The sequence below is a fragment of the Amedibacillus dolichus DSM 3991 genome, assembly GCF_000154285.1.
GTDB lineage: Bacteria > Bacillota_I > Bacilli_A > Erysipelotrichales > Erysipelotrichaceae > Amedibacillus > Amedibacillus dolichus.
This window is the reverse complement of record NZ_DS483474.1, coordinates 40,047-66,483: the sequence shown is the minus strand read 5'-3', so window position 1 is coordinate 66,483 and position 26,437 is coordinate 40,047. Positions and strand designations below refer to the sequence as shown.

At 36.8% G+C, this 26,437-nt stretch carries 26 protein-coding genes; 21 read left to right on the top strand and 5 right to left on the bottom strand.

The features are described 5' to 3' along the window. Nucleotides 1-18: 18 nt before the first annotated feature. Complete coding sequence (locus tag EUBDOL_RS03305; protein WP_040463012.1) at nt 19-933, top strand: carbohydrate kinase family protein; 915 nt, start codon at nt 19-21, stop codon at nt 931-933. Nucleotides 934-1,002: 69 nt separating this feature from the next. Here the strand turns inward: EUBDOL_RS03305 and EUBDOL_RS03300 are convergent, their stop codons facing one another. The 3 genes from EUBDOL_RS03300 to EUBDOL_RS03290 all read right to left on the bottom strand — a co-directional run bounded on the left by EUBDOL_RS03300 (nt 1,003) and on the right by EUBDOL_RS03290 (nt 3,661). Further along, nucleotides 1,003-1,770 (bottom strand): YdcF family protein, encoded by a 768-nt coding sequence (locus tag EUBDOL_RS03300; protein ID WP_004798475.1) that lies wholly within the window; start codon nt 1,768-1,770, stop codon nt 1,003-1,005. A 396-nt stretch (nt 1,771-2,166) separates the two neighbouring features. Continuing rightward, nucleotides 2,167-3,063 (bottom strand): nucleotidyl transferase AbiEii/AbiGii toxin family protein, encoded by an 897-nt coding sequence (locus tag EUBDOL_RS03295; protein WP_004798473.1) that lies wholly within the window; start codon nt 3,061-3,063, stop codon nt 2,167-2,169. Next, complete coding sequence (locus EUBDOL_RS03290) at nt 3,056-3,661, bottom strand: type IV toxin-antitoxin system AbiEi family antitoxin domain-containing protein (protein ID WP_004798472.1); 606 nt, start codon at nt 3,659-3,661, stop codon at nt 3,056-3,058. The genes EUBDOL_RS03295 and EUBDOL_RS03290 overlap by 8 nt, the downstream gene beginning before the upstream one ends. Before the next feature lie 271 nt (nt 3,662-3,932). Between EUBDOL_RS03290 and EUBDOL_RS03285 the strand changes: the two genes are divergently transcribed. From EUBDOL_RS03285 to EUBDOL_RS03265, 6 genes are all read left to right on the top strand, one after another. Further along, nucleotides 3,933-5,591 (top strand): diphosphate--fructose-6-phosphate 1-phosphotransferase, encoded by a 1,659-nt coding sequence (locus tag EUBDOL_RS03285; protein ID WP_004798470.1) that lies wholly within the window; start codon nt 3,933-3,935, stop codon nt 5,589-5,591. An 852-nt stretch (nt 5,592-6,443) separates the two neighbouring features. Then, the gene (locus EUBDOL_RS03280; RefSeq protein ID WP_040463009.1) at nt 6,444-7,463 is read left to right on the top strand and encodes a hypothetical protein; all 1,020 of its coding nucleotides are present in this window, start codon (nt 6,444-6,446) and stop codon (nt 7,461-7,463) included. A gap of 58 nt (nt 7,464-7,521) precedes the next feature. Continuing rightward, a complete protein-coding gene (locus EUBDOL_RS03275; protein WP_004798465.1) occupies nt 7,522-10,743 on the top strand; it encodes an ABC transporter ATP-binding protein/permease in 3,222 nt (1,073 codons plus the stop codon). Between the two features lie 278 nt (nt 10,744-11,021). Then, the gene (locus EUBDOL_RS11915; RefSeq protein ID WP_177254214.1) at nt 11,022-11,189 is read left to right on the top strand and encodes a type III toxin-antitoxin system ToxN/AbiQ family toxin; all 168 of its coding nucleotides are present in this window, start codon (nt 11,022-11,024) and stop codon (nt 11,187-11,189) included. Between the two features lie 214 nt (nt 11,190-11,403). After that, nucleotides 11,404-12,612, top strand: a complete 1,209-nt coding sequence (locus EUBDOL_RS03270; protein WP_040463007.1) for an aminoacyltransferase — start codon at nt 11,404-11,406, stop codon at nt 12,610-12,612. Nucleotides 12,613-12,661: 49 nt separating this feature from the next. Continuing rightward, entirely contained in the window at nt 12,662-14,080 is a 1,419-nt protein-coding gene (locus EUBDOL_RS03265) for a DEAD/DEAH box helicase (RefSeq protein ID WP_004798461.1), read from the top strand. A gap of 37 nt (nt 14,081-14,117) precedes the next feature. On the opposite strand, the gene EUBDOL_RS03260 is transcribed toward EUBDOL_RS03265, so the two are convergent. Both EUBDOL_RS03260 and EUBDOL_RS03255 read right to left on the bottom strand, forming a co-directional pair. Further along, a complete protein-coding gene (locus tag EUBDOL_RS03260) occupies nt 14,118-14,483 on the bottom strand; it encodes a DUF6483 family protein (RefSeq protein ID WP_004798459.1) in 366 nt (121 codons plus the stop codon). Beyond that, a complete protein-coding gene (locus tag EUBDOL_RS03255) occupies nt 14,480-15,460 on the bottom strand; it encodes a Gfo/Idh/MocA family protein (RefSeq protein WP_004798458.1) in 981 nt (326 codons plus the stop codon). The genes EUBDOL_RS03260 and EUBDOL_RS03255 overlap by 4 nt, the downstream gene beginning before the upstream one ends. Before the next feature lie 115 nt (nt 15,461-15,575). Between EUBDOL_RS03255 and EUBDOL_RS03250 the strand changes: the two genes are divergently transcribed. The 14 genes from EUBDOL_RS03250 (at nt 15,576) to EUBDOL_RS03185 (ending at nt 26,435) form a co-directional block, all read left to right on the top strand. Continuing rightward, nucleotides 15,576-15,983: a (deoxy)nucleoside triphosphate pyrophosphohydrolase gene (locus tag EUBDOL_RS03250; RefSeq protein ID WP_040463006.1), complete on the top strand. Its 408-nt coding sequence runs from the start codon at nt 15,576-15,578 to the stop codon at nt 15,981-15,983. Between the two features lie 24 nt (nt 15,984-16,007). Beyond that, complete coding sequence (locus EUBDOL_RS03245) at nt 16,008-17,252, top strand: HD domain-containing protein (RefSeq protein ID WP_004798451.1); 1,245 nt, start codon at nt 16,008-16,010, stop codon at nt 17,250-17,252. Beyond that, on the top strand, nt 17,249-17,563 hold the full coding sequence (locus tag EUBDOL_RS03240) for a PTS lactose/cellobiose transporter subunit IIA (RefSeq protein ID WP_004798449.1): 315 nt from the start codon (nt 17,249-17,251) through the stop codon (nt 17,561-17,563). The genes EUBDOL_RS03245 and EUBDOL_RS03240 overlap by 4 nt, the downstream gene beginning before the upstream one ends. A 63-nt stretch (nt 17,564-17,626) precedes the next feature. After that, nucleotides 17,627-18,091, top strand: coding sequence for a hypothetical protein (locus EUBDOL_RS03235; RefSeq protein WP_004798448.1), 465 nt, complete (start codon nt 17,627-17,629; stop codon nt 18,089-18,091). A 32-nt stretch (nt 18,092-18,123) separates the two neighbouring features. Continuing rightward, a complete protein-coding gene (locus EUBDOL_RS03230) occupies nt 18,124-18,687 on the top strand; it encodes a DUF6560 family protein (RefSeq protein ID WP_004798446.1) in 564 nt (187 codons plus the stop codon). A gap of 4 nt (nt 18,688-18,691) precedes the next feature. Further along, nucleotides 18,692-18,913, top strand: a complete 222-nt coding sequence (locus EUBDOL_RS03225) for a hypothetical protein (protein ID WP_004798444.1) — start codon at nt 18,692-18,694, stop codon at nt 18,911-18,913. A 36-nt stretch (nt 18,914-18,949) separates the two neighbouring features. Beyond that, nucleotides 18,950-19,891 (top strand): hypothetical protein, encoded by a 942-nt coding sequence (locus tag EUBDOL_RS03220; RefSeq protein ID WP_040463003.1) that lies wholly within the window; start codon nt 18,950-18,952, stop codon nt 19,889-19,891. Nucleotides 19,892-20,237: 346 nt separating this feature from the next. Continuing rightward, the gene (locus EUBDOL_RS03215) at nt 20,238-20,702 is read left to right on the top strand and encodes a PTS sugar transporter subunit IIA (RefSeq protein WP_004798440.1); all 465 of its coding nucleotides are present in this window, start codon (nt 20,238-20,240) and stop codon (nt 20,700-20,702) included. Beyond that, on the top strand, nt 20,702-20,986 hold the full coding sequence (locus EUBDOL_RS03210) for a PTS sugar transporter subunit IIB (protein ID WP_004798439.1): 285 nt from the start codon (nt 20,702-20,704) through the stop codon (nt 20,984-20,986). The genes EUBDOL_RS03215 and EUBDOL_RS03210 overlap by 1 nt, the downstream gene beginning before the upstream one ends. A gap of 13 nt (nt 20,987-20,999) precedes the next feature. Further along, entirely contained in the window at nt 21,000-21,284 is a 285-nt protein-coding gene (locus tag EUBDOL_RS03205) for a PTS sugar transporter subunit IIB (protein WP_004798437.1), read from the top strand. 32 nt (nt 21,285-21,316) lie between these two features. Beyond that, nucleotides 21,317-22,693 (top strand): PTS galactitol transporter subunit IIC, encoded by a 1,377-nt coding sequence (locus EUBDOL_RS03200; RefSeq protein WP_004798435.1) that lies wholly within the window; start codon nt 21,317-21,319, stop codon nt 22,691-22,693. Next, complete coding sequence (dhaL, locus tag EUBDOL_RS03195; RefSeq protein ID WP_004798433.1) at nt 22,690-23,331, top strand: dihydroxyacetone kinase subunit DhaL; 642 nt, start codon at nt 22,690-22,692, stop codon at nt 23,329-23,331. The genes EUBDOL_RS03200 and dhaL overlap by 4 nt, the downstream gene beginning before the upstream one ends. 18 nt (nt 23,332-23,349) lie before the next feature. Next, nucleotides 23,350-24,348 (top strand): dihydroxyacetone kinase subunit DhaK, encoded by a 999-nt coding sequence (locus tag EUBDOL_RS03190; RefSeq protein ID WP_004798431.1) that lies wholly within the window; start codon nt 23,350-23,352, stop codon nt 24,346-24,348. A 17-nt stretch (nt 24,349-24,365) separates the two neighbouring features. Further along, complete coding sequence (locus EUBDOL_RS03185) at nt 24,366-26,435, top strand: BglG family transcription antiterminator (RefSeq protein WP_004798428.1); 2,070 nt, start codon at nt 24,366-24,368, stop codon at nt 26,433-26,435. The last annotated feature ends 2 nt before the right edge of the window (nt 26,436-26,437 follow it).

The window sequence follows — 26,437 nt, the reverse complement described above, 5'->3', positions numbered from 1 at the left end:
GAATATGAGGAGAATTATATGAGTATAGTATGTATTGGACAATGCACTTATGATATGACTTTTCCTATTGAAACACCATTAGTTGAAAATCAAAAATATAGAGTGTTAGAACCATTTGCGTGTATAGGTGGTCCAGCAACTAATGCAGCATATCTATGTGCATTATGGAATGTGAGAACTACATTGGTATCTAGATGTGGAACGGACTTTTATGGTAAAGAAATTTGTGATACTTTAGAAAAAGTAGGAGTAGATATTAGTCATTTAATAATAGATCCTACAATTGAAACACCCAGGAGTGCAATAATTGCGAACGCTTGTAATGGATATCGAACAATTTTTAATTGTCCAGGCAAATTACAGGAGTTATGTTTCACATTTCCCACAAAACCAAGAGTTCTCTTGCTAGATGGACATGAACTTAAGGCTTCTATAGAGGCTTTGAATCAATTTCCAGATGCTGTAAGTGTAATGGATGCTGGAACATATCATGAAGAAACAAAAGAAATTGCTCAACGCGTTAATTACTTAGTCTGTTCACAAAATTATGCTGAGCAGTATAGTCAGACAAAGATTACATTAGACGACGAAGGTAGCTGGAAACAAGCGTTTGATACTTTATGTCAGTTAAATTCTGGAATTGTGGTTATAACATTAGGGGAAAATGGATTGTTATATAAGGAACATAATGTAATCTATCACATTCCTTCTTTTTCTGTTTCGGCAATTGATACAACAGGTGCAGGGGATATTTTTCATGGAGCTTTCGCATATTGTCTATATAACGGTTATTCTCTGCGCGATACACTAATAATATGTTCTGCTGCAAGTGCAATAGCAGTTCAAATACTAGGAGGACAAACTTCGATTCCGCAAAAACAAGATGTACAATATTTTTTGGAAAGTCATGATATTTATCTGAAATTGAAATGAATGGAATAAGGTAGGTGATCCGTATTTATCAAAAAACTTATTTAGATTAAGAAAGTATTTCTTTTTCACCTATTGCCTCAAAAACAAGGCCTTCCATATTCCGAAATATTCACGAATGCTAAAGCATGGATAAGTCAGTAAATCGGATTTTGCCGGAATACCAACCGCTTGTAAGTCTTGCTGTCTTGCAAGGATCAAGGCACGAAGCATGTGAAAGGAATTGGTAATTACACCTACTTTCTGTGTCTTATCTTTTATATATTCCTTAGAAAATGCAAAGTTTTCAAAGGTCGAGGTAGAAAGCTCCTCTTCTATGATTTGGTGTTGCGGGATTCCATGAGCAACCAAGTAGCTGCGCATAGCCTCGGCTTCGGATATGCTTTCGTTGATTCCCTGTCCGCCACTGACAATAAAGGTAGTATCTTGGTATTGCTTATGATAGGCAATCGCTTCATCAAGGCGATGCTGCAAGGAAAGGGAAATCTTATCCTTGTTTAAACCTGCCCCTAAAATGATGACATACTCTAATTTTTCATTAGGTGTATGCAAACCATTAGCAAGGATCAGTCCTTCCACAATAAGGAAGCTAGTTAAAAAGATAGTAAGCAATCCAATGGCAGCAATGCGTAAAAATTTAGGCAGATATGTTAATACATGCTGTTGCTGTTTTCTTTCTATCAAGCCATAGCCTACCAACAGCAAACCTCCGATAAGAAAACAAAAGGAGAAGGAAATCTGAAAGAAGCCGTAAGCGAAGGATAAAATAAAAAAGTAAAGAATACATAAGCTGCCTAGAAATAGTAAAATATTTGTTATGATTGGTTTATATGTTTTCATGCCATTCACCTCATATACTAATCATAATCAAAAAAGCTGAATAAAGTTTTAAGAAACTATTACATTTCTATAAAAATTTTGACAGCCTGTTTAGTATTATCAAAAACGAAAGTATGTAGTAATTTTATGTGCTTTTCATCGTTTTATATTTTCATATATCATGTGTAAAATACTTGTTTTGTGTCCTTTATCAAATAGGCAAGTCCTATTTTGTATATGATATGGTAAAAGGCTTACTTTTACATTAAATCCATCTTCGACACTTAAAAAGAAAAAAACTTAAAAAATTACCTTTATCTATCGGTGATTTTTAAGTTTTATCCTTCTAAGTGTATCAAATGCAGGCATATTCAAAAAAATATTTGGATTGTTGTTTATACTCATAACATTCTTTTACTATATCCACTCATTATTTTGTGCAATCCAACTGCCTGTAAATACTCTGTCTTCTATCGCTGCTGTAAATGGTTTTGTCAAGAAGGCTTGTATTGTTTTCAATATGGTACTATAGTTATCTGTTTTTGTATCTATCTTACGGATAAATGTCTTCCATTTCTTCTGCATAGCAGCATCGTCATCGAAATTCATAACCTGCTCAAACTGAGCCGCTGTAAAACTATGCGCTCTGTTTGTAAAGGTCTTTTTGAGAGCTTCGGATAGTGTCGTGCCATCAAAATCAAATTTATTGGCAAGATAATAAATATCGTAATAGTCTTTCATGCGACTGGAAAACTCCATCAGACTGAGGATTGCGTCAATTTTCTCGGCAACGGTCGTTTCAATGGAATAAGTATTGATTGTCGGCGCAATAAAATCATCAAGCTGAGTGGGGATTTTTCTTTTTTCTTGCTTTGGCACAATGATATCGCCAACACCGAAATCAATGCCAAAGGGTGTTCGAGTATTTTTAATATAAGCGACCATTGAAGCGCCTATACCGGCATATTTCTTCGTAACAGCAATAGGTGTAATATCTTTTATCTCAAAGGTTACAAAATCATTGCCGGTTTGAACTGTAATAATTTCTTCAAGTATGCCTTTTAATTTTTCCGGTGTATTAGGTATTCTTTGAAGCAAAAAATCTACATCAACCGTTACTCGGCTATCAAAGTCAGTAAGCGAATAGAGGAACAAGCCTCCTTTTAACACGAGGTTTTCGGCATACTTGGACTTTTCCAAACGGCGTAAAAACTCTTCCTGACAAAAGAGCTGCAAACAAAGCTGATAACTTCTTCCGCTTTCTTTTGCCTTATTTTTGAGTCGTGTCAACACGGACGCAGCTATATCAGGCATTAAGCAGCACCTCCATTACATTCATAACCTTTGTATAAAGCTCCATTTCTTTTGCATATTTAGACAAATTTGCAAGGTTCTTTTTTTCATCGGCAGCATAGGCATTGACAGCCTTATTAAAAATTTCGTTATCAAGTTTTGTGCGGTACTTAAAACAATCGCATATTGTTCGTTCACGATCATATACAGGCAATATTACACCGTTAAAATTGCTTATGGACTTACCTATATCTAAAAATTCCTTTTGAATATAGTAAGCCTTCATCGGAAATTCTTCAATGTTCTTTACGCTACGGGACGCTGTTCTCGGTACAGCAATCGACCATTTACGGGGAGAAAAATCACTATATCCGTAGTGAAACAAAGCGGACTCTACACAAATAATTCCCTGGGGAAGAAGCTTTCGTATGAGCTGTTCTTCTGTAATATTTTTACTTTGGGGGAGCTGATAAAAGCCTCTGCGAATTCTTTCAATGACTCCTTTTTTACAAAAAGCCGCTACCTCGTATTTATTTATCCCGTTAACGGCAAAATCTGAAGTTTTTGCAATGCCGCCATTATTTTCGATTATCGTTTTTAAAAGTTCTTTTTTACTCAATCATACACCAACTTTCTGCATACAAAAAATAAATAATGTATGCAGTTATTATACTATCCAGCTTAGCAAATATCAACAACTATGTGCAGACACTATTTGAAACTTGTATGTCAAAAGTAATCAAAATATCAAAAAATTAAATAGTATTCTCCACTTGTTCCATTTGCCGAAAAAATATCCGAAAAAGTATGTTGCTGTATGATGGGGTAAAAGGTTTACTTTTACAGCAATATATCTTATAATTTAACTGTTATAAAGAAGGAGATATAATATGAAAATTTCATCGTTACAAAAAGCAAGATACGAGTATTCTCCAAAGCTTCCGGCAATGTTGAGAAACGGAATTTCCGAAATCAGCGTGCTAGAGGGTGAAGAAACTCAAAGTGTTGCAGATCAAGAAAAAATCAAGGCTTTGTTCCCAAATACATACGGAAAAAAGGAAATCACTTTCCAAAAGGGAGCAAACACATCAGAAGCTAAAAAACAGGTTGTAGGTGTTATTCTTTCCGGTGGACAGGCTCCGGGCGGACACAACGTAATCTGTGGTTTGTATGATGCTTTGAAGGCAACCAATCCAGACAATGAATTGTATGGCTTCAAGAACGGACCAAGCGGACTGATCGAAGATGACTATTTGGTTTTCGATGATCAATATATTAACGAATATCGCAATACCGGTGGATTTGATATTATCGGTTCCGGTAGAACAAAATTGGAAACAAACGAACAGTTTGCAGTTGCTGCTGAGGTTTGTAAAAAGCATGGAATTACCGCAATCGTAATTATCGGTGGTGATGATTCCAATACCAATGCTGCGGTGTTAGCTGAATATTTTGCAGCAAACAACACAGGTGTTCAGGTTATCGGCTGTCCTAAGACAATCGACGGAGACTTGAAGAACGAAGATATCGAATGCTCTTTCGGTTTCGATACAGCAACGAAAACATACAGCGAATTGATTGGTAATATCGAACGTGATGCCAATTCCGCTAAGAAATATTGGCACTTCATCAAGGTTATGGGACGCTCTGCATCTCACGTGGCTTTGGAATGTGCACTTGAAACACAGCCAAACATCTGCTTGATTTCCGAAGAGGTTTCTGAAAAGAAAATGTCTCTTTCTCAGATTGCAGACTACATTGCGGATTCTGTTGAAAAACGTGCCGCAAAGGGTATGAACTTCGGTGTAGCAATCATTCCTGAGGGTGTTGTTGAGTTCGTTCCTGAATTCTCAACTTTGATTCACGAAATCAATGAATTGTTGGCAGGTTCAAAGGCAGATGCATTCAATGCACTTCCTACTTGGAAAGAAAAATATGCTTTCATTGAAAACGGATTAACAAAAGAATCTATGGAAGTATTCGCAATTCTTCCGGAAGCAATCCAACAGCAGTTGTTCTTAGAAAGAGATCCACACGGTAACGTACAGGTTTCTTTGATTGAATCCGAAAAGCTATTCTCTGCATTGGTTGCGGACAAATTGGCTCAGCGCAAGGCTGCCGGTACTTACAACGGTAAGTTTAATGCACTTCACCACTTCTTCGGTTATGAAGGAAGATGTGCATTCCCATCTAACTTTGATTCTGATTACTGCTACTCACTTGGATACAACGCATTTATGTTGATTCAGTATGGTTATAACGGTTATCTATCTAAGATCAGTAACCTATCAAAACCGGCAAATGAATGGGTAGCCGGTGGTATGCCAATCACAAAGATGATGAACATCGAAAGAAGACATGGAGAAGATAAACCGGTTATTCGTAAAGCACTTGTTGAATTGGAGGGAAAACCATTCAAATTCTTTGAAGCTCACCGTGAAGAATGGGCTGAAAACACTTGCTTCGTATATCCTGGTGCAATCCAGTATTACGGACCTGCTGAGGTTTGTGATATTACCACAAGAACACTTGCATTAGAAAAAGAATAAGAAAAGCATTTGCTCATCATAATGGATATTATGGTGAGCTTTTTTCAATAGTAATAAACTAAGAAATACTTATTGCTTTAACGATACTCTTATATTCGTCATAAGTATTTTATAAAAGACTGCACAATCTATGAAACAGAAAATATTTGTTTATAGACTTAATACAAGATACAAACAGTCAAACTTGTTTTTAAAGAAACAAACTGTTTCATATATAAGAAAAGGCTGTCGATTGCCAACAGCCTAAAATATTGTTTAAATCCTTGATAATAAAAATCATTTGTGGTTTTTTAAATACTTGTACACCATATAAACCACCGCCGCACCTAAAACTAGCAATAGAAAAATATAAAAGTAGGAAATGTTCATTAGCGTTTGCATTCTGTTCGCCTCCTTCCGTGATATACAGATGCGAATGCGATAAACCCGTTTAACTAGAAATGTATAGCTTATAAAGATAATTGTAACTGTTTAACGAACGGATATAAAATCTTTGTGCAAGCATTCACAATCCTTCTACTTTTAGGATATCATAAATACACAGAAAAGCCTATAATATTTTATCTTTGTCATAGAAAACTTAATGCTTAAAACATAGAAAATACATTGCATAATAAATGGAAATTGACACTATTATGCAGGTGCATAGGTTATGTGTACGGTATGTTTTATTAGTAGGTATAAGGAAGCTGTAAGCTATAAAATCACAAATGAGTGCCAAGCTTTTTTTTGCTTATCCTGCGATTCTTTTTATGAGCTTTGACAAAGCCGAAAAGCAGTGTTAAACTGTAAAAAAATAAATGCTTTTGAATATATTCAATATCTATGGACACGAAAGGAGGTATGGAGAATATGAAAAAACGATGGAGATTGTATGGTTTATGCCTATTAAGTGTATGTCTTATGACTGCTTGTCAAAAAAGCGATCCGGAAGCAAAACAAGATTTTTGGACAGAAACCATTGAGGTGCTTGAAGAAGCAAGCAAAGCGAAAAGCTATGATTCGAATGCTTGGGAAATCGGCATACAGGACGCATCTGTGGTAAGTGATGCAGATCATCGAAGCGTGCATATTACATGGAAAGATGTAAACAATGCACAGGAAACCTTTTCGTTTTCACTTGAAAACTATGGAAAACCAAGCATTGTATATTCCTATAAAAAAACAATGGAAGCCGATGCAAAGACGATTCAAGATATAGCGGTGGTAAGATCCACAGACACTGCTTATCAAGTTTATCGTGCAAGCTATCAACGAAATGTTTATCAAGATGATATATGTATTGATAGTACGCAACAAGAAGTAGATATACAAATCAAAGATAATCGTGTAGAATACGAAAATATTCCTTATCTAAAAGAAGTCATGGACAAGGGAGATAAGCTGCTAACGGCTTTTCAAAAAGAATTTGGTATTGAATACGCAAAGAATGGTTTTGTGAATTTACCGGCAATGATAAAGGATACAAATATTGTTTCTATGATTGATGAACTAGAAACAAATGCAAGCTATACAAGCTATTATTCTTTACCGCAAATCAATGCCAAGGGACATTCGCTGATTACCTCCTTAGATGTGAAGCAAGATTACAGCAGCGTTATTTATCAGGTGTACGATGTAGAGGGGCAAGGCTATGAAACAAGAAACATGGCATTGGAGGCAACGAGCATAGAAAACTTATACAATATGATACCTGATTATGATGCGGAAGTATTGTATGCGGTATATTTTGATGGTGAAGCTGCATACTTGTACTCTCAAAAGCAACCAGCGCAGGAAATTTACGAAGATGTCCAACAAGGTGCAGTCAATGCACTTACGGTATTAAATACAAGCAATCCAAGTGGGGAATCCTATGGAACTGCGTATTAGATAGAAATGTTTATTACCCCCAAAAATAAGGGTATAAGCTAGGGAAAGGAAGATATACATGCTGCAAATCAAACATATTCATAAGGAATATAAAACCGGTACACTTGTTCAAAAAGCCTTAGATGATGTAAGCCTACATTTGCGTGATAGTGAATTTGTCGCAATCCTGGGGCCAAGTGGTTCAGGAAAAACGACATTGTTAAATATCATCGGTGGTTTGGATCGCTATGACAGCGGAGATTTGATTATCAATGGCATATCCACAAAAAATTATCGTGATCGGGATTGGGATTCCTACCGTAATCATACGATTGGCTTTGTATTTCAAAGCTATAACCTGATTCCACATCAAACTATCTTATCCAATGTGGAATTAGCTCTTACCATTTCCGGAACTTCCAAAAGTGAACGTAAAAAGCTGGCAATCCATGCCTTGCAGCAGGTAGGTTTAGGTGCACAGCTACACAAGAAGCCAAACCAGCTGTCCGGTGGACAAATGCAGCGTGTCGCAATTGCCAGAGCTTTGGTAAATGATCCGGATATCCTGTTAGCCGATGAGCCGACAGGAGCACTTGACTCGGATACAAGCATTCAGGTCATGGATCTGTTGCAAGAGGTTGCCAAGGATCGCTTGGTTGTCATGGTTACGCACAATCCCGAATTGGCAGAGCAATATGCCAATCGTATCGTAAATTTACGTGATGGAAAGATCATATCCGACAGCAATCCTTTTGTTGTAGAGGAAGAAAAACAAGCCGTTCATCAAAGTATGGGCAAAACCTCTATGTCGTTAATGACCTCCTTATCGCTAAGCTTCAATAACCTGAAAACCAAAAAAGGAAGAACGATCTTAACTGCCTTTGCAGGATCGATTGGAATTATCGGTATTGCAGCTATTTTATCCTTATCCAATGGTGTTAGTACGTATATTAAAGATGTAGAAGAAAACACTTTATCGCAATATCCGCTGCAAATTCAAAGCTCCGGTTTTGATATGACCTCTATGATGGGAGAGGCTATGCAGCAGGAGGAACAAGAGCCACAAGGCGATATTCAAGTCGGCAATATGCTGACAAGTATGTTTTCTACTATCGGATCAAACGATTTAGCAAGCCTCAAGCAATATCTTGAAACAGGAGGATCGGGTATTGAACGCTATACGAATGCAGTGGAATACACCTATCAAATAACTCCGCAAATTTATCGTATGGAGGAAAATGATGTTCGCCAAGTACACCCGGATCAATCCTTTCAAACACTTGGTCTTGGTTCTACTAGCAGCTCTAACAATATGATGTCAAGCATGATGAGCACCAATGTTTTTTATCCGTTACCACAAAATGATGCATTGTATAAGAATCAATATGATGTAAAGGCAGGACATTGGCCAACAAATGCTAACGAGTGTGTGCTTGTTTTAAGTGGGCGAGGAAGTGTTACGGATTTTCTGTTATACACCTTAGGACTTCGTGATGCCAAAGAGCTGGATCAAATGGTGGAGCAGTTTGCTCGCAATGAGGAGGTCATCGTGCCCAAAGCCGATGATGCCTACGATTATGAGGATATTCTAGGAATTACCTTCAAACGTGTAAATGCTGCCGATTATTATGCTTATGATGCAACCTATCATGTATGGAAGGATAAAACCAAGGATCGTGCGTATATGCAAGAGCTTGTACAGAAGGGTGAGGATTTGAAGCTTGTTGGAATCGTTCAACCAAAGGAAGATGCAACCGCAACGATGCTGATGTCAGGTATTTATTATACCGATGCTTTGGTAAAGGACGTAATCAAAGACGCAAGCAGCAGTGCTATCGTTAAGGCACAGCAAAAACAGCCAAATATCAATGTATTTACCGGAAAAGCCTTTGATGCGAAAGGTGATACTGCGAGCCTAGATATGAAATCCTTATTTACGATTGATGAAGCGAAAATGAGAGAGGCTATACAATTCGATACATCGAAGCTCAAGCCTGATATGCAAAATCTTAATGGAATCATGGCAGGAATCGAGCTTCCGCCAATGGATCTAAATGCGATTTTAACACAGCTGGATATATCTATACAGCCACAGCAGCTACAAGCCCTTGTGGAAAAACTGATGAAGGGGTTTGAGGAATATATAAAAACCAATCCATTCGCTGATTACCAAACGCATTTACAAGAGTATTTGAAAAGTCCACAGGTAGCCGGAGTACTTCATCAAACGATACAAGAAGCAATTAAGGAAAATAAAGAAATAAGCATCAGCAAGGAACAGATGGAGAAAAGCTTACGAACGGTTTTAGCAGGATATGATGCTTATGCAAAAGAGCATAATTTAGCAGATATGCAGGATATAGGAAAATACTTCATGGAATATTTGAAAAGTGAGGAAGCACAGGTAATCCTTCACTCATTCTTACAGGAAACAATACAGTCCAATGATCTGCAAGCGCAGCTGCAACAAATCATGCAAACGTATATGCAAGATGTCGAAAGTGTCATGGCACAGGCGATACAGAGTAAATTACAGTCAAGCTTAATGGACTTACAGACTTCCATGAGTGATGCATTTTCCTTTGATGCCAATGCCTTTGCACAAGCTATTACGATGAATATGAATGAGCAGGAGCTTGGCGAACTGATGATTTCCTTGATGTCCAAGGAACGCTATACTTATGAGAATAACTTAAAGCAGCTTGGCTATGCGGATTTCGACAGTCCATCACAAATCAACATATATCCCAAAGATTTTGAAAGTAAAGAGGAAATTTTAAATATCTTAAACAACTATAATGAACGTATGGAGCAGCAGGGTGCTGAAGATAAGGTAATCACATATACGGATATGGTCGGTACGCTGATGTCCTCAGTCAGTGATATCATCAATGTCATTAGCTATGTTCTTATTGCCTTTGTAGCTATTTCACTCATTGTTTCTTCTATCATGATTGGAGTTATTACGTATATCAGCGTGCTGGAGCGAAAGAAAGAAATCGGAATCTTACGTGCCATCGGTGCTAGTAAGCGTAATATTTCCGAGGTCTTTAATGCGGAAACCTTTATTATCGGATTGTTGGCGGGAATCATCGGAATCGTAATTACATTGCTGTTGTTGCTTCCGGCAAATCAAATTATTCATTCGATTGCGGGAAATAATCAAATCAATGCGTCTTTACCACCACTTGCGGCAGTCATTCTGATTGTATTAAGCACCTTATTGACCTTGTTGGGTGGTATCATTCCATCACGTAAGGCAGCTAAAGAGGATCCGGTAACAGCACTTAGAACAGAATAGCTATAAGAAAATAAGTATTCGAGTAGATTGTTACGGCTATATCCTTTGACAGTCAAAAGTTCATGTGTTTGAGAGATACGTATCGACTATCTTTGTTTTTGCATAAAGGAAAGTGCAGCATTTGGAAACATTAAATACCTATACAAATGGAAAAATGCTATAATATAGGTGTATTAAAAAGCGGTGATCCCTACCAGTTAAAGAAATGGGAGCGAAAAAAGATTGGGCTAACTACGATGTAGTAGCCCATATTTTATAATTGGAGAATATATAAAACATTGTTACAAAATCAATTACGATGGTTAAATCGTGATGGCGAGAAGCTTAGAGATATTACTTACAACCTATACATAAACAGAAGCAATAATACTTTGCCTTTTCGAGTTCAAAAAAGATGTTGTGATTTTCGATTCTTAGAAGAAAAATGCAATGAATATAAAAAATGACTTTATCAATCTTTTCAAGCGTCAGAGTATGATGGAATAAGTATGAAGTTTGCTTTTTGATAGTATCCATGAACAAAGACAGCTAGGAAAATGCGTATCCGTATTTTTGACTGTGTTTGTTTTTTCGTAAAGGAAAATGATGGCGAAATCATGGGGATATGATATAATCATAAGGAATTCAATGGGTAAAATAATGATATACGGAGGTAGTGCGATGTATCAGTTTAACATAAATATTCCTAAGCAGGAGCATGATGCTTTTGTATCACAGCATGCGTTAAGCAATCTTTTGCAATCTGCGGCGTGGGCAAGTGTTAAGGATAATTGGAAGCATGAAATTGTTGGTGTCTATGATGATGAGAAGTTGGTCGCCTCTGCTTCAATTCTTATTAAATCATTGCCTTTGGGCTTTACGATGATGTATATTCCAAGAGGACCGATTATGGATTATCAAGATAAAGATTTGGTGATATATTTTTTTCAAGCTTTGCGTAAATGGGCGAAGAAAAAAAGATGTTTATTTGTAAAGGTCGATCCGGGTATTGTCTATAAGCAGTTTTTCTTAGATGATGAACAGCGACAAGCTTTAACAAGTGCTAAAACGGCAATAGCGAATTTACAGGCAGCCGGTTGTATTCATAGTGGTTTTTCAACGACAATGGACGCTACTGTGCAGCCGCGCTTTCATGCATCGGTAAAAAAGTGTGAAGATTATATAGAACAGCTTCCTAAGAGAGCGAAGCGCAATATTCATACCGCCAAAAAAAAGAAGCTTCAAATAGAAACCTGTGGTGTTGAAAAAGTAGCGGAATTCGCTCATCTCATGAAGCTGACAGAGGAACGTAAACAAATCAATCTGCGGGATAAAGAATATTTCCGAAAACTGATGGAGATTTATGGTGAACATGCCCTTCTTCAAATGGCGTATATTGATTTAGAACAGGAATACAACGAGGTAATAAAGCGTTATACTGCCTGCTTACATGAATTGGAGATTTGTCCGGAAAATGCCAAGAAGAAACGCTTTACTTTAGAGGAACAGCAGGTTTCTTTAGAGCGTCAAAAAAAGATGTTGAAGGAAGAATTGGACCTACATGGAAAGAAGGTATATATCTGTGGAACATTAAGTGTAATGTTTGGAAATACCGCAGAGGTTTTGTATGCAGGTATGGACGATGCCTTTAAGCGCTACATGGCACCTTATCTTACTTGGTATCATACGATTCAAGCATGTTTCGATAGAGGCTTTGAATGGTGCAACATGGGAGGTATTGAAGGAAGCTTAGATGGTGGTTTAACAAAATTCAAAAGCAACTTCCACCCAACCATTTTAGAATATGTCGGAGAGTTTGACTTTCCGGTAAATAAGCTGTTGTTTAAAGCTAGTCAAATAGCCTTTAAGCTACGTAAAAAAATGCATTGATACTCCTTATCGAAGGAGTATTTTCATAACAGAAGGGAGCAGGTAAAGCATGGAATTTAAGGATTTCGGATTAGAACAGGGGATCATGGAAGCATTGGATATTTTAGGTTATCATAAGCCGTTTGCAGTGCAGGAGGCAGTTATTCCACATTTGCTTGCCAAGCAAGATGTTATCGTACAAGCCAAGACCGGAAGTGGAAAAACCGCAAGTTTTGCGATTCCGATCTTACAGCAGCTTATTTGGAATGAAAAGCTGCCACAATCCTTGATTCTGGCTCCGACACGTGAGCTGGCGATGCAGATACAAACGGAATTTGATCAAATCGGGGCTAAAAAACGCATCAAAAGCCTGGCAATTTACGGTAAGTTTCCTTTTCGTTTTCAAAAGCAGGACTTACAACAGCGAACCCATGTTATATGTGCCACTCCCGGAAGAATCTTAGACCATTTACGTGAGCATACCTTCGATGCCTCAAGCATTCGTTATGTAGTCATTGATGAAGCCGATATTATGTTGGATATGGGCTTTCTCGATGAGGTAGAGGCAGTGCTTGATTATTTGCCGAAAAAGCGAACAACTGCCTTATTCTCCGCTACGATGCCAAAGGAAATCATACAGCTGGCAAATCGCTTTTTGCACGATCCACTAAGCATTGCGATGGAAGCTAAGCAAGATGTGCATCAAAATATCGAGCATTATGTATATAAGCTTAATCAACAGGATAAAGAAACGGCATTGTTACATCTGTTAGGTAAGGAAACAGTTGAAAGTGCGATACTTTTCGTACGTACACAAGAAAGAGTCGAAAACATTTATCAAGTATTAAAGGCGCATCATATCCGTGTAACTAAGCTGCATGGGGGCTTGTTGCAGGAGGAGCGTTTGGCAAATTTAAAAGCTTTTCGAAGTGGGGAAAAGCGTATTTTAGTTGCTAGTGATGTTGCGGCACGTGGTATTGATATTGCCGATATCAGTCATGTTATTAACGTTGATTTTCCCGATAAAAAGGAAACCTATATCCATCGTTTAGGACGAACGGCACGTAAGGATACAAGTGGGAAAGCAATCTCTTTTGTAACTGCAAGAGATCAAGAGAAGCTTATGCAATTAGAGGATTATTTAGGATATTCATTGTCCATGCGTGATGCCTCTACAGAACTTTTAACACAAGATTATGATCTAAGCTATTTATCGCAGTCAAGTGAAAGAAAGGAAGATAAGGGGGCTGCTTTGCGTAAAGATGTATTGCGCATCTATATCGGTGCGGGAAAAGCCAAGAAGCTTCGTGCCGGTGATATTGCCGGCGCACTGTGTCAGCTTGAAGGCATTTGTTTTGATGATGTTGGTGTTATTCAGGTGCAGGAGCATCATTCGTATGTCGATATTTTGCATGGCAAGGGAGAAGTGGCTTTAAAATCCTTGAAGCGTATCAAAGGGAAGGAAGTACGTGTGGAGATTGCAAAGTAATAGCCTATAAAAAAGCAACCATGGTGGATTGCTTTTTTTATAATCGTATTCCATATTGTTCACTGATAAAGGATAAATCATTATACAATTCATTGCGAGAATAGCCTGCTTTGGCTAATTCATTTTCCTCATGGGCATTGATAGCATCAAAGCAATAGAGCGCAATCGTAAGATATTCCATACTTCCCTGTTGAAAAGCGTCTTTTAATTCTGCCACTGCTTCCCTATATTGTTGCTCCTCCAGCTTTTTCTTTAGCTGTCTTAAAAGCTTGCGATATTCCTCATCTTGAAGATCTTGTTCCTCGATTTCTTCACTTTCCTTGCGGTGTAAAAAGACATTGCCAAGCAGCTTGGTCATATCTTTGATTTCACGCATCAAAAAATCATTTTCAAAAATACTCATTGCTGATCCACCTCGAAGAAAATACCGGCATCTTTGCGTAGCTTTTCGTAGCATTCCATAACCAAACGGCTGTGAGCTAGCTGCTTTTGACAGCGTTCATGATCTTGTGCTTCGAAGATCTTTTTAAATTCTTTTACTTCATGATATAAGGAAATCGGATTGCTAGGTTGGGTAAGCTCTTGTTCTTCACCCTTGACAACAAGCTTTAAGCTAGAACAGCGACTCGTTTGTGATTCCATCAGTAAATATCCCTTTTCTCCTTGCAGCTGAGAAATATTCTTGCTAGTTGAATCCTTAGCGCAGGAACAGGTGGCAATAAAACCATCATATTCCAAAATAGCAACTCCGCTGGTATCAATACCACAGGCATGCATATTCGGATAATAGCGCATTGCTTTCGGTTTACCGAATAGACCGATTACATAATGCAGATTATAAATGCCGATATCTGCTAAGGCACCGCCGGAAAAAGCCGGATTAAAAACATTGGTAATCTTGCCTTCTAATAAGGCGTCATAGCGGCTGGAGTATTGAGAAAAGTTGCATTGTACTAAGTGCAAAGGACCAAGCTTTGCTAGGTTTTCTTTGATTAGCGCATAGTTTGGCATATACAGCGTAACGATTGCTTCAAAGAGAAATAAATGATGGTTTGTGGCATAAGAAAGCAAATCGTCAAATTCTGCCAGCGTAGAGGTAAACGGCTTTTCACAAATTACATGTTTACCATAACGTAAGGCTTTTTTTGCTTGTGAATAGTGTAGGCTGTTTGGAGAGGCAATATAAATAAAATCAATATCCTCTCTGGCAAGCATGGCATCTAAATCGGTATAAATGCTTTCAACTTGATACTTTTCAGCTAATGCTTTCGCATGATCCTTTACTCTGGAATACATGGCAAGGCAGGAAATATCGTTTTGTTTGCAGGCTTCTAAAAAGTTTTCCACAATTCCGCCGGTGCCGATGGTTGCGACATTCATAAATACACACCCCTTCTTTGTTTACTTGCTTTTATTATAGCATGTTATATTCTCATTTACATAGTGAATGTGCATGCGTTATAATGGGATTACAGAAAGCACAAGGGTGGATATTATGGAAGTAGTTTGCGGTATCATCGAAGAAAATCAAACCTATTTGATTGCGAAAAGGGGAAAAGGTGTTCATGAAAATATATGGGAATTTCCCGGTGGCAAGATCGAGCACAATGAAACAAGAGAGGAAGCCGTTGTGCGGGAAATCAAAGAAGAATTGCATTTAGATGTCGAAGTGCTGGAGCATGTCTTATCTGTTGTCGATCATCGAGAAGCGATGGATATTCACGTACATGCCTATCGCTGTCGAAAAATCGGCGGAAGCTTAGAGCTGCATGCTCATCATGAGGTACGTTATGTATCCTATCAAGAATTGTACGATTATACTTTTGAGCCAAGCGATTATGCGATCCTTGATGCCTTAGGAAAGCATAAGGCTTCGCTTGCGACGAATAAAGACTTTTCATAATCGAATATCGGAGGTGGTGGCAGTATGTTTAAAAAAACCGATGAAACAAAGGTTATGCGTGATCCGATCCATGGCTATATCCACGTTGATAAGCAAATTGTTTGGGATTGTATCAATGCCAAGGAAATGCAGCGTTTGCGTCGTATTCATCAGCTAGGCGGTGATTTTCAGGTGTATCATACTGCCGAGCATTCACGCTTCTCACATTCGCTTGGAGTATATGAAATCGTTCGCCGTATGGTATATGAGATTGATAGCTTACGAACAGCACTAAGTGAATATGAAAAAGTGTGTGTCATGCTTGCAGGGCTTTTGCATGATATCGGACATGGACCGTTTTCTCATGCATTTGAGGATATCAGCGTCTTTCCACATGAGGAATATACGGTCAAGATACTTATGGGAGATAGTGAGATTCATCATTTACTAGCAAGCTGTAAGGCTACACTGCCAAACGATGTAGCGAATATCATTGCACATAAACATGAACGCTCTTGTTTGAATCAAATCATTAGCGGGCAGCTTGATGCCGATCGCATGGATTATTTATTACGTGATGCGTATTTTACCGGTACCAGTTATGGTAAGTTTGATTTGGAACGATGCTTGCGAACGATTCGTTTACAGGACGATACGATCGTTGTTAAACAAAGTGGGATTCACAGCATCGAGGATTATATCATGGCACGCTATCACATGTATTGGCAAGTGTATCTTCACCCGGTCGCTAGAAGCTATGAAGCCATGCTGTCGATTTTGTTTAAACGCTTAAAAGACGTGTATCGCACAAATCCAAAAAGTTTGGATAGGGTAGGTATGTTTCATGCGTTTTTAAACGGACAGCCGACCATTGAGGATTTGTTTGTGATGGACGAGGCGGCATGTTTATATGGCTTTACGCTTTTGCAGGATTGTGAAGATGAAATTTTACGAGATTTGAGCTATCGCTTATTAAATCGTTATTTATTTGAATATGTAGAATATCATAGTGAAAAAGATATTGAACGCATACAGGCCAAGGTTAGGGCAATGGGATTTGATCCTATGTATTATGTATATCATGACAGCGTATCTCAGCTACCCTATTCTCCTTATAAAGAAAGTGAAAAGGGTGTCAATATATGGGTGGTTGATGAAGCAGGAGAAATTATTGAATTATCACAGGTAAGTGAGATTGTTGCGGCAATGACACGTGCCGATCTTAAGCAAGATGAAAAAATTTATTATCCCAATGATCAAGTGGCAAGAGCAGGGAGGAAAAAACAATGAAAGAGATGGATATCTTGGAAATTATCACCAAAGCAGGAGAAGCGAAAAACGGTTATTTACAAGCAATTCAAGAAGCAAAGGCAGGGAATTATGAGGCTTGTAATGAATATGTACGCAATGGGAACGAAGCGTATGCAAAGGCACATCGTATCCACATGGAAATGGTTCAGCAGGAAGCCGGTGGGAATAGGGTGGAGCTGAGCATCTTGTTTACCCATGCCCAAGATCAGCTGATGAATGCGGAAATCTTAAAGACCTTATGTGATGAATTTATTGATCTGTATCGCAGATTAGAAGAAATGCAGGCATAGGATTGCGTGTATCCATCGTATAAAATGATGTTGATTGATAAGGCTTAGAAGGGAAAATTGGAGATGGAAGAGGTTATTGTAAAGCTGTATGCTGAGGTTTTATTAGCTGTTTTGTTTACAATCGGCTATCTTGTTTTACTGGTTCAAAAAAGACAATGGATACATTTGGGGAAGGTTGCGCCAAGCAAACGTCAATCGCTTAGAAAAATCGAAAAAAGAGTTGATTGTGTAGTGAAAGTTGTCGGTGGTATATGTGTAATCGTCATGGTTGTATGGCGAGTGATTCCGGGAATCTTGGATTTTCCTAACGCTATGGCAGGAAACTATGAATATACAACCGGTGAGGTTGTTGTTTGGGATTATAGCAGAGAAACCAGAAAACAAGCAAGAAGCATTGAAGTGCTTGATTCACATACCAATGAAAAAGTACATGTGATCGTATATAGTACAGGAGTTCACAAAGAAGAGCATCTGAAGATTACCTATTTGAAAAACAGCCGCTTCGGTATCATAGAGGAACGATGGTAAAACTTACTATATGAGCTGTTAAGGAGGATATCATGGAATTTCTTACGTTTTTGATGTATTTTAAATTTTTTATTGTTGCATTTCTTGTTTGTATCGTTTTGGATCTCTTAACGGCACGCTCATCAAAGAAGAAGTCATCATCATTGGATAGTTTTGTGGTACGTGCTCCGATTGATTTTGCGATCCTCGGTGGTATTGCCATGGCATTTTTCTTAGGTGTCTTTTCGATTTGTGAGGATATTGGGGAAATCGAAACCTATTCCCCGCTCTTTACTTGGATCGTAGGCGGTATGTTTGCTTTGTGTTTGCTGCTGATGGCAGCACCGATACAAGGGGTGTGGGATATCATGGTAGAAAATGATGATATAACGGTTATCAAAGGCTTTCTATATCGGCGACATTGGAAATTTTCAACGATATGCTATGCCAAAGCAGGACGTGGAGGATTGAAGGTGTATGTTCAAGGCAGAAAGAGAAGGGCCTTTTTCGTAGATACCATGCTGCCGGCAAGTCAAAACTTCATTAAGCGAATGGAGAAAGAGGGAAAGCCGATTGTTTATCAGCATAAAGATCAAGCTGAGCAAATAAAGGAATAGATGTATGGATATAAATGGAGGAATACAAATGTATCTGGCAATGCTTTTGATAGGTGGTTTTATGTTTCTTTCCTTTCCGTTTCTTGTTTTTGAAAAAATCAAAAAAATGAAACAAGAAAATACAAAGGAGGCAAAGAAAAAATTAAATGTATTTCTGATTTGTACAATGCCTGTTCCGATTATTGCGATTGTGCTTATCTTGATCGGATTGAAGGCATTGATGTAGAAAGCGTTTCATCTGGTATATATGGTGAGGTATGCTATGGATAATAAGAAGCTTATTCAGCTTTATTTGGAAAATGTAGAGAAAATGTTCGGATATGCCAATATGGAGGCATATATGGACAGACGATTGCAAATATGGAAAAAATATTGTCAGAAGAAAACAAAGAAAGAGAGCATAGAAATTTTTTTAACGCTATTAGGTGGAAACTATGGGAAAAAGACAATCTATTTGGGAGTGTACTTGGCATTAGAAGAAAATGATATGCGATATTTGCATAATGCGTTAAGCTCCGCAGTTGTATGGGGACAGCTTACCATACTGAGCGGTGGTGTTGATCACTCGCTTTATGCTTGGAATATTTTGCCTTATCTCTTTTGTGCCAATCGTTTCCATGATATTAAAAGCATATTTCCTAAAGCAAACGGACTTAGTAAAAATGGTTTAAAGTCAGCTTGCTGTATTACAAATTTAGTGATGTATTTGTATTATCAAGAGCCGGCATGGAAACAATATATTACAGAGGAAGGAAAAAGCTTTTTACAAGCAAAGCGTACAGCGGAAGAAAAAATGGTTGTGCAAGGCTTGCTTGCCCTAGTTGAAAAAAATTGGGAATCGTTTTCTTTGGCATTGAATCATCTTTGTAAAGCTCATCGAAGGGTAAAGGGCTTTGGTGAAAATGCGTTTACAAGGGCAATTTCTTTTTTTGCATTTGGACTGTATAGCTTTGCAAGATATTTGTATAAAGAGGAAATAAGCAATGTTATGCTTCCTAAAAATGAGTTTTTGTTTGAGGATTTTAGAAGCTATCAGGAAAGCAATGATTATCGAATAGGACAGCCGTTTTGTGTTTTTAAGGAGCCATTGCTGCTGTTGAATGATTTTGAAAGGATTGATTTGCCGATTATGCATCTAAGTGAGGATAAAAAAAGAACATTGGATATTAAAGGCTATCAACGAGAAGTGATAGAAAGAATTTAAGCATTGCGAAATTCTGAGTAAGACTTTTACGGTTTTGCAAGCTAAAGAACAGTGAAATAAAAAGATTAGGTAGGATCTTCATGAAGGGTTTGTATTCACGAGGACTAGCTAATCTTTTTTTTATTCGAATCCAAGCTTATTTTATAGATTTCAAAATAATGAAACGGTGTAGTAGTTGTTCTTTATTTTGTTATATTTTGCACATCATTGTGATGTCCAAAATGATTGGCAAATTTAGTACCAAACAAAGATTGAGAAAACATTTTTAGTAAAGTAAAATTAGGTTTGTAAGAAGAATATCAAGCGCTTATATTATTTTTCTTTTAGATAGTTAGGAGGTGCAAATATGGACGCTTCGTTAATTTGCGATGAACTTTGTGAATTAGATTTAGATGTTCAAAGTACAGATGAGTTTTTTGAGAAAATGAGTGTTAAAGCTCAAACATTAGGATATGTAACGGCAAACTTTCTGCAGGCAATAAAAGAAAGGGAATTTAACTATCCAACAGCATTACCGGTAGAGCCCTATCCAGTTGCAATACCTCATTCAGATCCAGTAAATATTATTAAGCAATTTATCGCTCCTGTGCGTTTGAAGCATGAAATAGATTGGTGCGAAATGGCAAATAACGACAATATCTTGAAAGTTAGAGTAGTATTCCTATTAGGTTTTAAACGTGAAGAGGGACATGTAGAACTATTACAATTACTAATTGAGAATTTCCAAGATAAGGAGATCATGGATCAACTTCTTGCAGCTGAAACAAAAGAAAAATTTCTTGATATTGTAAAACATTTGAAAGGGTTTTGATGAAACGTATTATTGTTGCATGTGGTAATGGAGTTGCGACAAGTCAGGCAGTTGCATTCCGTATCAATCGAATGCTTGAAAAGAATCATTTATACGATGTAAAGGTAGAGGCAGTAAATATTCGAGAACTACATCGTGAACTAAAGGGAGCAGTTGCATATGTTGAAGTTATGAAAACTGATGAAAAATGCGATATTCCTAAAATTGATGGATTAGTATTTCTTTACGGAAATGCTAATCAAAAAGAAGAAGAATTTCAAAGATTATTGGATATTTTAAAATAAGGAGTGAATCAATATGAAAAAAGTTATTGTTGCATGTGGTAGTGGAGTTGCGACATCTCAAACGGTAGCATCAAAAGTAAATCGACTATTGAAAGAAAAGGGTGTTGATGCAGTAGTAGAAGCTGTAGATCTAAAATCTGTTGATCGTCATTTAGTAGATGCTTGTGCGTATATTACAATTACCAAGGTATCTAAAGAATATGATGTTCCTGTAATTAACGGAATAGCATTCTTAACTGGTATGAATCAAAATAAAGAGCTAGAACGTTTGATTGAAGCAATTAATCAAGCAAAATAATTATTTATATGAAAGAAAGAAGGTAGAAATATATGGAATTATTATCAACTGTTGTACAGTCGTTATTGGATTTAGGGGCAGCGATTTTCGTACCAATAATTATTATTCTTGCAGGATTAATTGTTAAAATGAAGTTAAAAGATGCAATTTCTGCCGGTTTAACACTTGGGGTTGCTTTTACCGGTATGACAATGCTGATAAATTTCATGACCGGCGCAATTACTCCGGCAGCAGAGGCAATGTTGAAAAATGTAGGTATTTCATTACCGATTATTGATGGTGGTTGGACAACGATGTCAACGATTTCGTGGTCTTGGCCATACGCTTTTTTGATGTTTCCATTGATGATTTTAATTAATATTGTTATGTTAGTTTTAAAGAAAACAAACACATTTAATGCTGATTTATGGAATGTTTGGGGGAAAATCTTTACTGCAGTAGGTGTAGTTGCAATTACAGGAAGTGTCCCTTTAGCATTTTTAGTTGCCGCAATTCAAATTATATTTGAATTAAAAACAGCCGATGTTCATCAAAAGCGTATAGAGGAATTATCTGGAATCCCAGGAGTAACATGTACGCATAAAATGGTTTTATTTGGAGCTTTAATGTATCCTGTAGATGTTTTATTAAGAAAAATTCCTGTTTTCAATAAAAAATTTGATGCAGCGGCATTGAAAGACAAAGTAGGTATTTTCGCTGAAAATCATGTGCTAGGCTTTATTTTAGGTATTGTATTTGGGTTAATGGCCGGTTATGATGTTTCCAAAACATTGACATTAGCGATTCAATGTGCGACAGCATTGACATTATTCCCAGTTATTACGAAATATTTTATGCAAGCATTATCACCAATTAGTGAAGCAGTTAGTGATTATATGAACAAACGCTTTGAAGGAAGAACATTGCTTGTAGGTTTAGATTGGCCTTTCTTAGGTGGATCTAATGAGATTTGGTTAGCTGTTATTTGGGCAGTTCCTGTAACATTACTTTGCGCATTGTTCCTACCTGGTAATGAGATCTTGCCATTTGCCGGTATCATCAACCTTGCATTAGCTGTTCCTGCATACTTGGTAACAAAGGGTAATTTGCCAAGAATGTTAATTTTATGTACGCTAGGTGTTCCTGCTTTCTTATGGGTAGGTACGGCATTTGCTCCATTCATTACTGATTTAGCTAATGCGACGGGTGCTGTTGCATTACAAGCAGGAGAAATGATTTCTAATTCATCTATTGATGCTCCGGTATTTACTTATGCTATCTCACAAGTTTTCGATATTATCAATGGAAATTGGATTCCTTTGGTAGTCTTAGTTGTATGGGGAGTATGCTACGTATTCTATTATAGAGAATTGAAAAAAGAGAATCAGCAAGCAGAAGCTGAAACAGTACAGAATAATTTAGGTGAATGATTGTGGAATTTACAAATAAAGATGGAAAGCAAATAGTAGTAGCTATTATTGAAGCAATTCAAAAAAACAAAGATTATCTAAGTGAAGTAGACGGTGCTATTGGTGATGGAGATCATGGGATTAACATGAATAAGGGAGTTACACTTGCTTTAGAGGAAATTAATAACACTGAAAATTTATATGCAAGCTTAGGTGTGTTAGCTAAAGTATTGATGAATAAAATCGGAGGTTCCATGGGTCCTTTATATGGCTCAATTTTTATGGGAATGCAGATGGCATGCAAAGATAAAGAAATAATTGATGGTAGTGTCATTGGAAGTATGTTAACTCAAGCTTATGAAAATATTAAAATGATTTCTAATGCAAAACCTAATGATAAAACCTTAGTTGATGTATTAGATCCAAGTGTTGCTGCTTATCAAAATGTATATGCGCAATCAAAAGATGTTAAGAAAGCGTTACTTGCGTGTAAAAAAGCAGCACATGGAGGAATGCTCGCTACAATACCAATGCAAGCAAAATTAGGAAGAGCATCTCGATTAGGGGAAAAATCTATTGGGCATCAAGATGCAGGAGCTACTTCCTGTGCCATTATGATTGAAACATTGTGCGAAACAGCTATATCATTAATGGCATAAAAGAAAGGATTGACTTTTATGCAAAGATTTATGAATCAAGGGGATATGATTGTTGATGATATGTTAAAGGGTTATGCAAAAGCGCATAAAGATCAAATTCATATCAGTTCAGAGAATAATCATGTGGTTGTAAAGAATACTTTAAAAAAAGGAAAAGTAGGAATTGTCAGTGGTGGCGGAAGTGGGCATGAGCCATGCTTTCTAGGCTATGTTGGCGAAAATATGCTAGATGCAGTTGCGGTTGGAGAAGTCTTTTCTTCTCCGCCTGCAACTACTTTTCATCAAGCATTTTTAGAAGCGGATAGCGGTGCGGGAGTAGCTTGCTTGTTTGGAAATTATGCAGGCGATAATATGAATGTGAAAATGGCTATCCAAATGGCAGCTATGGACGGAATAGAAGTAAAATATGTTACGGCAAATGATGATTTGGCAAGTGCTCCGAAAACAGAAAAAGAAAAACGACATGGTATTGCCGGAAGTTTATTTATGTGGAAAATTGCTTGCGCAAAGGCAAATCTAGGCGCTAGCTTAGATGAAGTTATTGATATTGCGCAAAGAACGGTTGACCAAACACGTAGTATATGTGTTGGTTTAACTTCTTGTTCCATTCCGGCAGTTGGTCATGCAAATTTTGAAATTAAAGAAGGCACGATGGAGTACGGTATCGGTCATCATGGAGAGCCGGGCATGACTGTTAAAGAATTGAAACCGGCAAATGAAATTGGCAAGGAATTATCAGAATATATTTTAAATGATTTAGAATTAGTAGATGGAGAAGAAATTGCGGTTATCGTTTCAGGATTAGGCGGTACGCCATTGATGGAATTGTATGTGCTGTATGATGCCATCGAGGATTATTTCGCATCTCGTAATATCAAAGTTTATAAGTCTTATGTTGGTGATTATGTAACTTCATTAGAGATGCGAGGAGCTGCGTTAACGGTATTAAGATTAAATGATGAATTTAAACAACTGTTAGAAGTTCCGGTAGATTGTGTTGGTGTTAAACAAAAATAATAGGAGGAGAGCAAAGTATGTCGCTGGATAAAAGAGGGTTTCAAATATTAATGATGCTGGTTAATCATCCTGCGATTAGCGGCGCTCAATTGGAAAAAGAATTAAATCTATCAAGGAAACAGATCAGTTATTCATTGCAGAAAATCAATTACTATTTAAATGAGAATGGATTTGAAGAAATTAAACGCTTAAAAACAGGAAAATTTGTTATTAGTAAAGATATCATCGCAAATTATAAAGTAAGTGAAAATACATATAATGAAAAAGAATATGTATTTGAAGAAAATGAGCGTTTAAAATTTATCATTATGATATTGTTAGCTCATAAAGAGGAATTAAGCATTCAACATTTTACGAATATTTTGAAAATCAGCAAAAATACAGTTATCAATGATATGAAGAAATTGCAAATGAATATTTTGGATTCATACGATTTAAAGCTGTTATATGATCGCAGTAAAGGGTATTATATTGTAGGAAAAGAATATGAGAAGCGCAATTTAATTATTTATTTGGTCCGTTCGATTTTAAAATCGTTAAATGGCAAATCAATGTTAGTTTCAGTATTAGAAATTAATGAAGATGTTTTGAACGGATTTAAATCCGATGTGGAAAAAGTAGAGTCGCTTTTAAAAGTACAATATACAGATGAAAGAATCCGTGAAATTCCATATATTTTGTATTTTCTATATTTACGAATAAAGGCTGGAAAACATTTAGATGTTTTACCGGAGGATTATCAGCATATTGTAGGAACAAAAGAATATGGAATTATTTTGAAGGTTTTTGAAAAATATCGTATAGAAAATGCAATGGATAAAATATTCATTGTTACACAATTTCAAATATCTAGTATAAATTATGCAGATGGTTATGATACTAGCTTCGAATTAGAGCTGTTTGAAGCAGCATCTAAAGTATTATATAATTTTGAAAACTTAGTATGTATTACATTTAAAGATAGAAAATCATTGCTAGATGCGTTAATTCAACATTTAAGACCAGCGATGTATCGTATTCGTTATCATTACCACATAGAGGGCAAAATACTTAATATGATTTTACCACAGCATAGCTATTTGTTTGAACTTACCAGACATGCAATGCAACCATTTGAAGAAATGATAAAAAGTCCTTTTCCGGAAGAAGAATTAGCATATATTACTATTTTATTCGGAGGTTGGATGACAAAAGAAGGAACTCTTGAAATGGTTGAAAAAAAACGCAGAGCTATTGTTGTTTGTACGAATGGTGTTTCAATTTCTAATTTTTTATTTTTAAAATTACAAAAAGCTTTCCCTGAGCTTGAATTTATTTGTACGCTTTCATCACGACAATTTTATGAATTTGAACAAGAATTTGATGCGGTATTTACAACCGTTTTGTTAGACACAGATAAATCACAGTTTTTAGTAAAACCGATTATGAATGAAAACGATGTGGTTACATTAAGAAAAAAAGTATTTAATGAATTATTAAATCGATCGGCGTATGAAGTTAATTCATCAAGCATTATACAGGTGATTGAAAAATATGTGGATATCAAGGATTATCAAGGGTTGAAAAATTCTTTAAAGAACTATTTAGGAGAAGAAAATTATTCTCAAAATGTCGTATCAAATGAAAAGGTAAGCAATGATGTAGGACTAGTGGATTTGCTTACCGAGGATATGATTCGTGTTGAAAACACTATAGAGGATTGGAGAGTAGCCATTCAATTAGCTGCCAAACCGCTTCTTATGCAAGGGGCAATCGAGGAGTCGTATATAGAACAGATGATTCGGACAATAGAGTCAGATAAGCCTATTTGGACAATTGCAGATGGTTTAATCCTTGCACATGCGGGTATTGATGAAGGTGTGAATCATCTAGGTATGTCTTTATTAAAGCTAGATGAAGCGGTGATTATGAATGAATATATGGAAGCAAGCATTATTGTAGTTATTGCAACACCTAATAAAGATGTTCATTTAAAAGCGTTATACGCTTTGATTGAAATAACAGAAGATGATGAAATATTGGCACAATTGAAAAATGCAGCTACTAAAGAAGAATTATTAAGCATAATTTCGAAAGAGAGGATATAGAA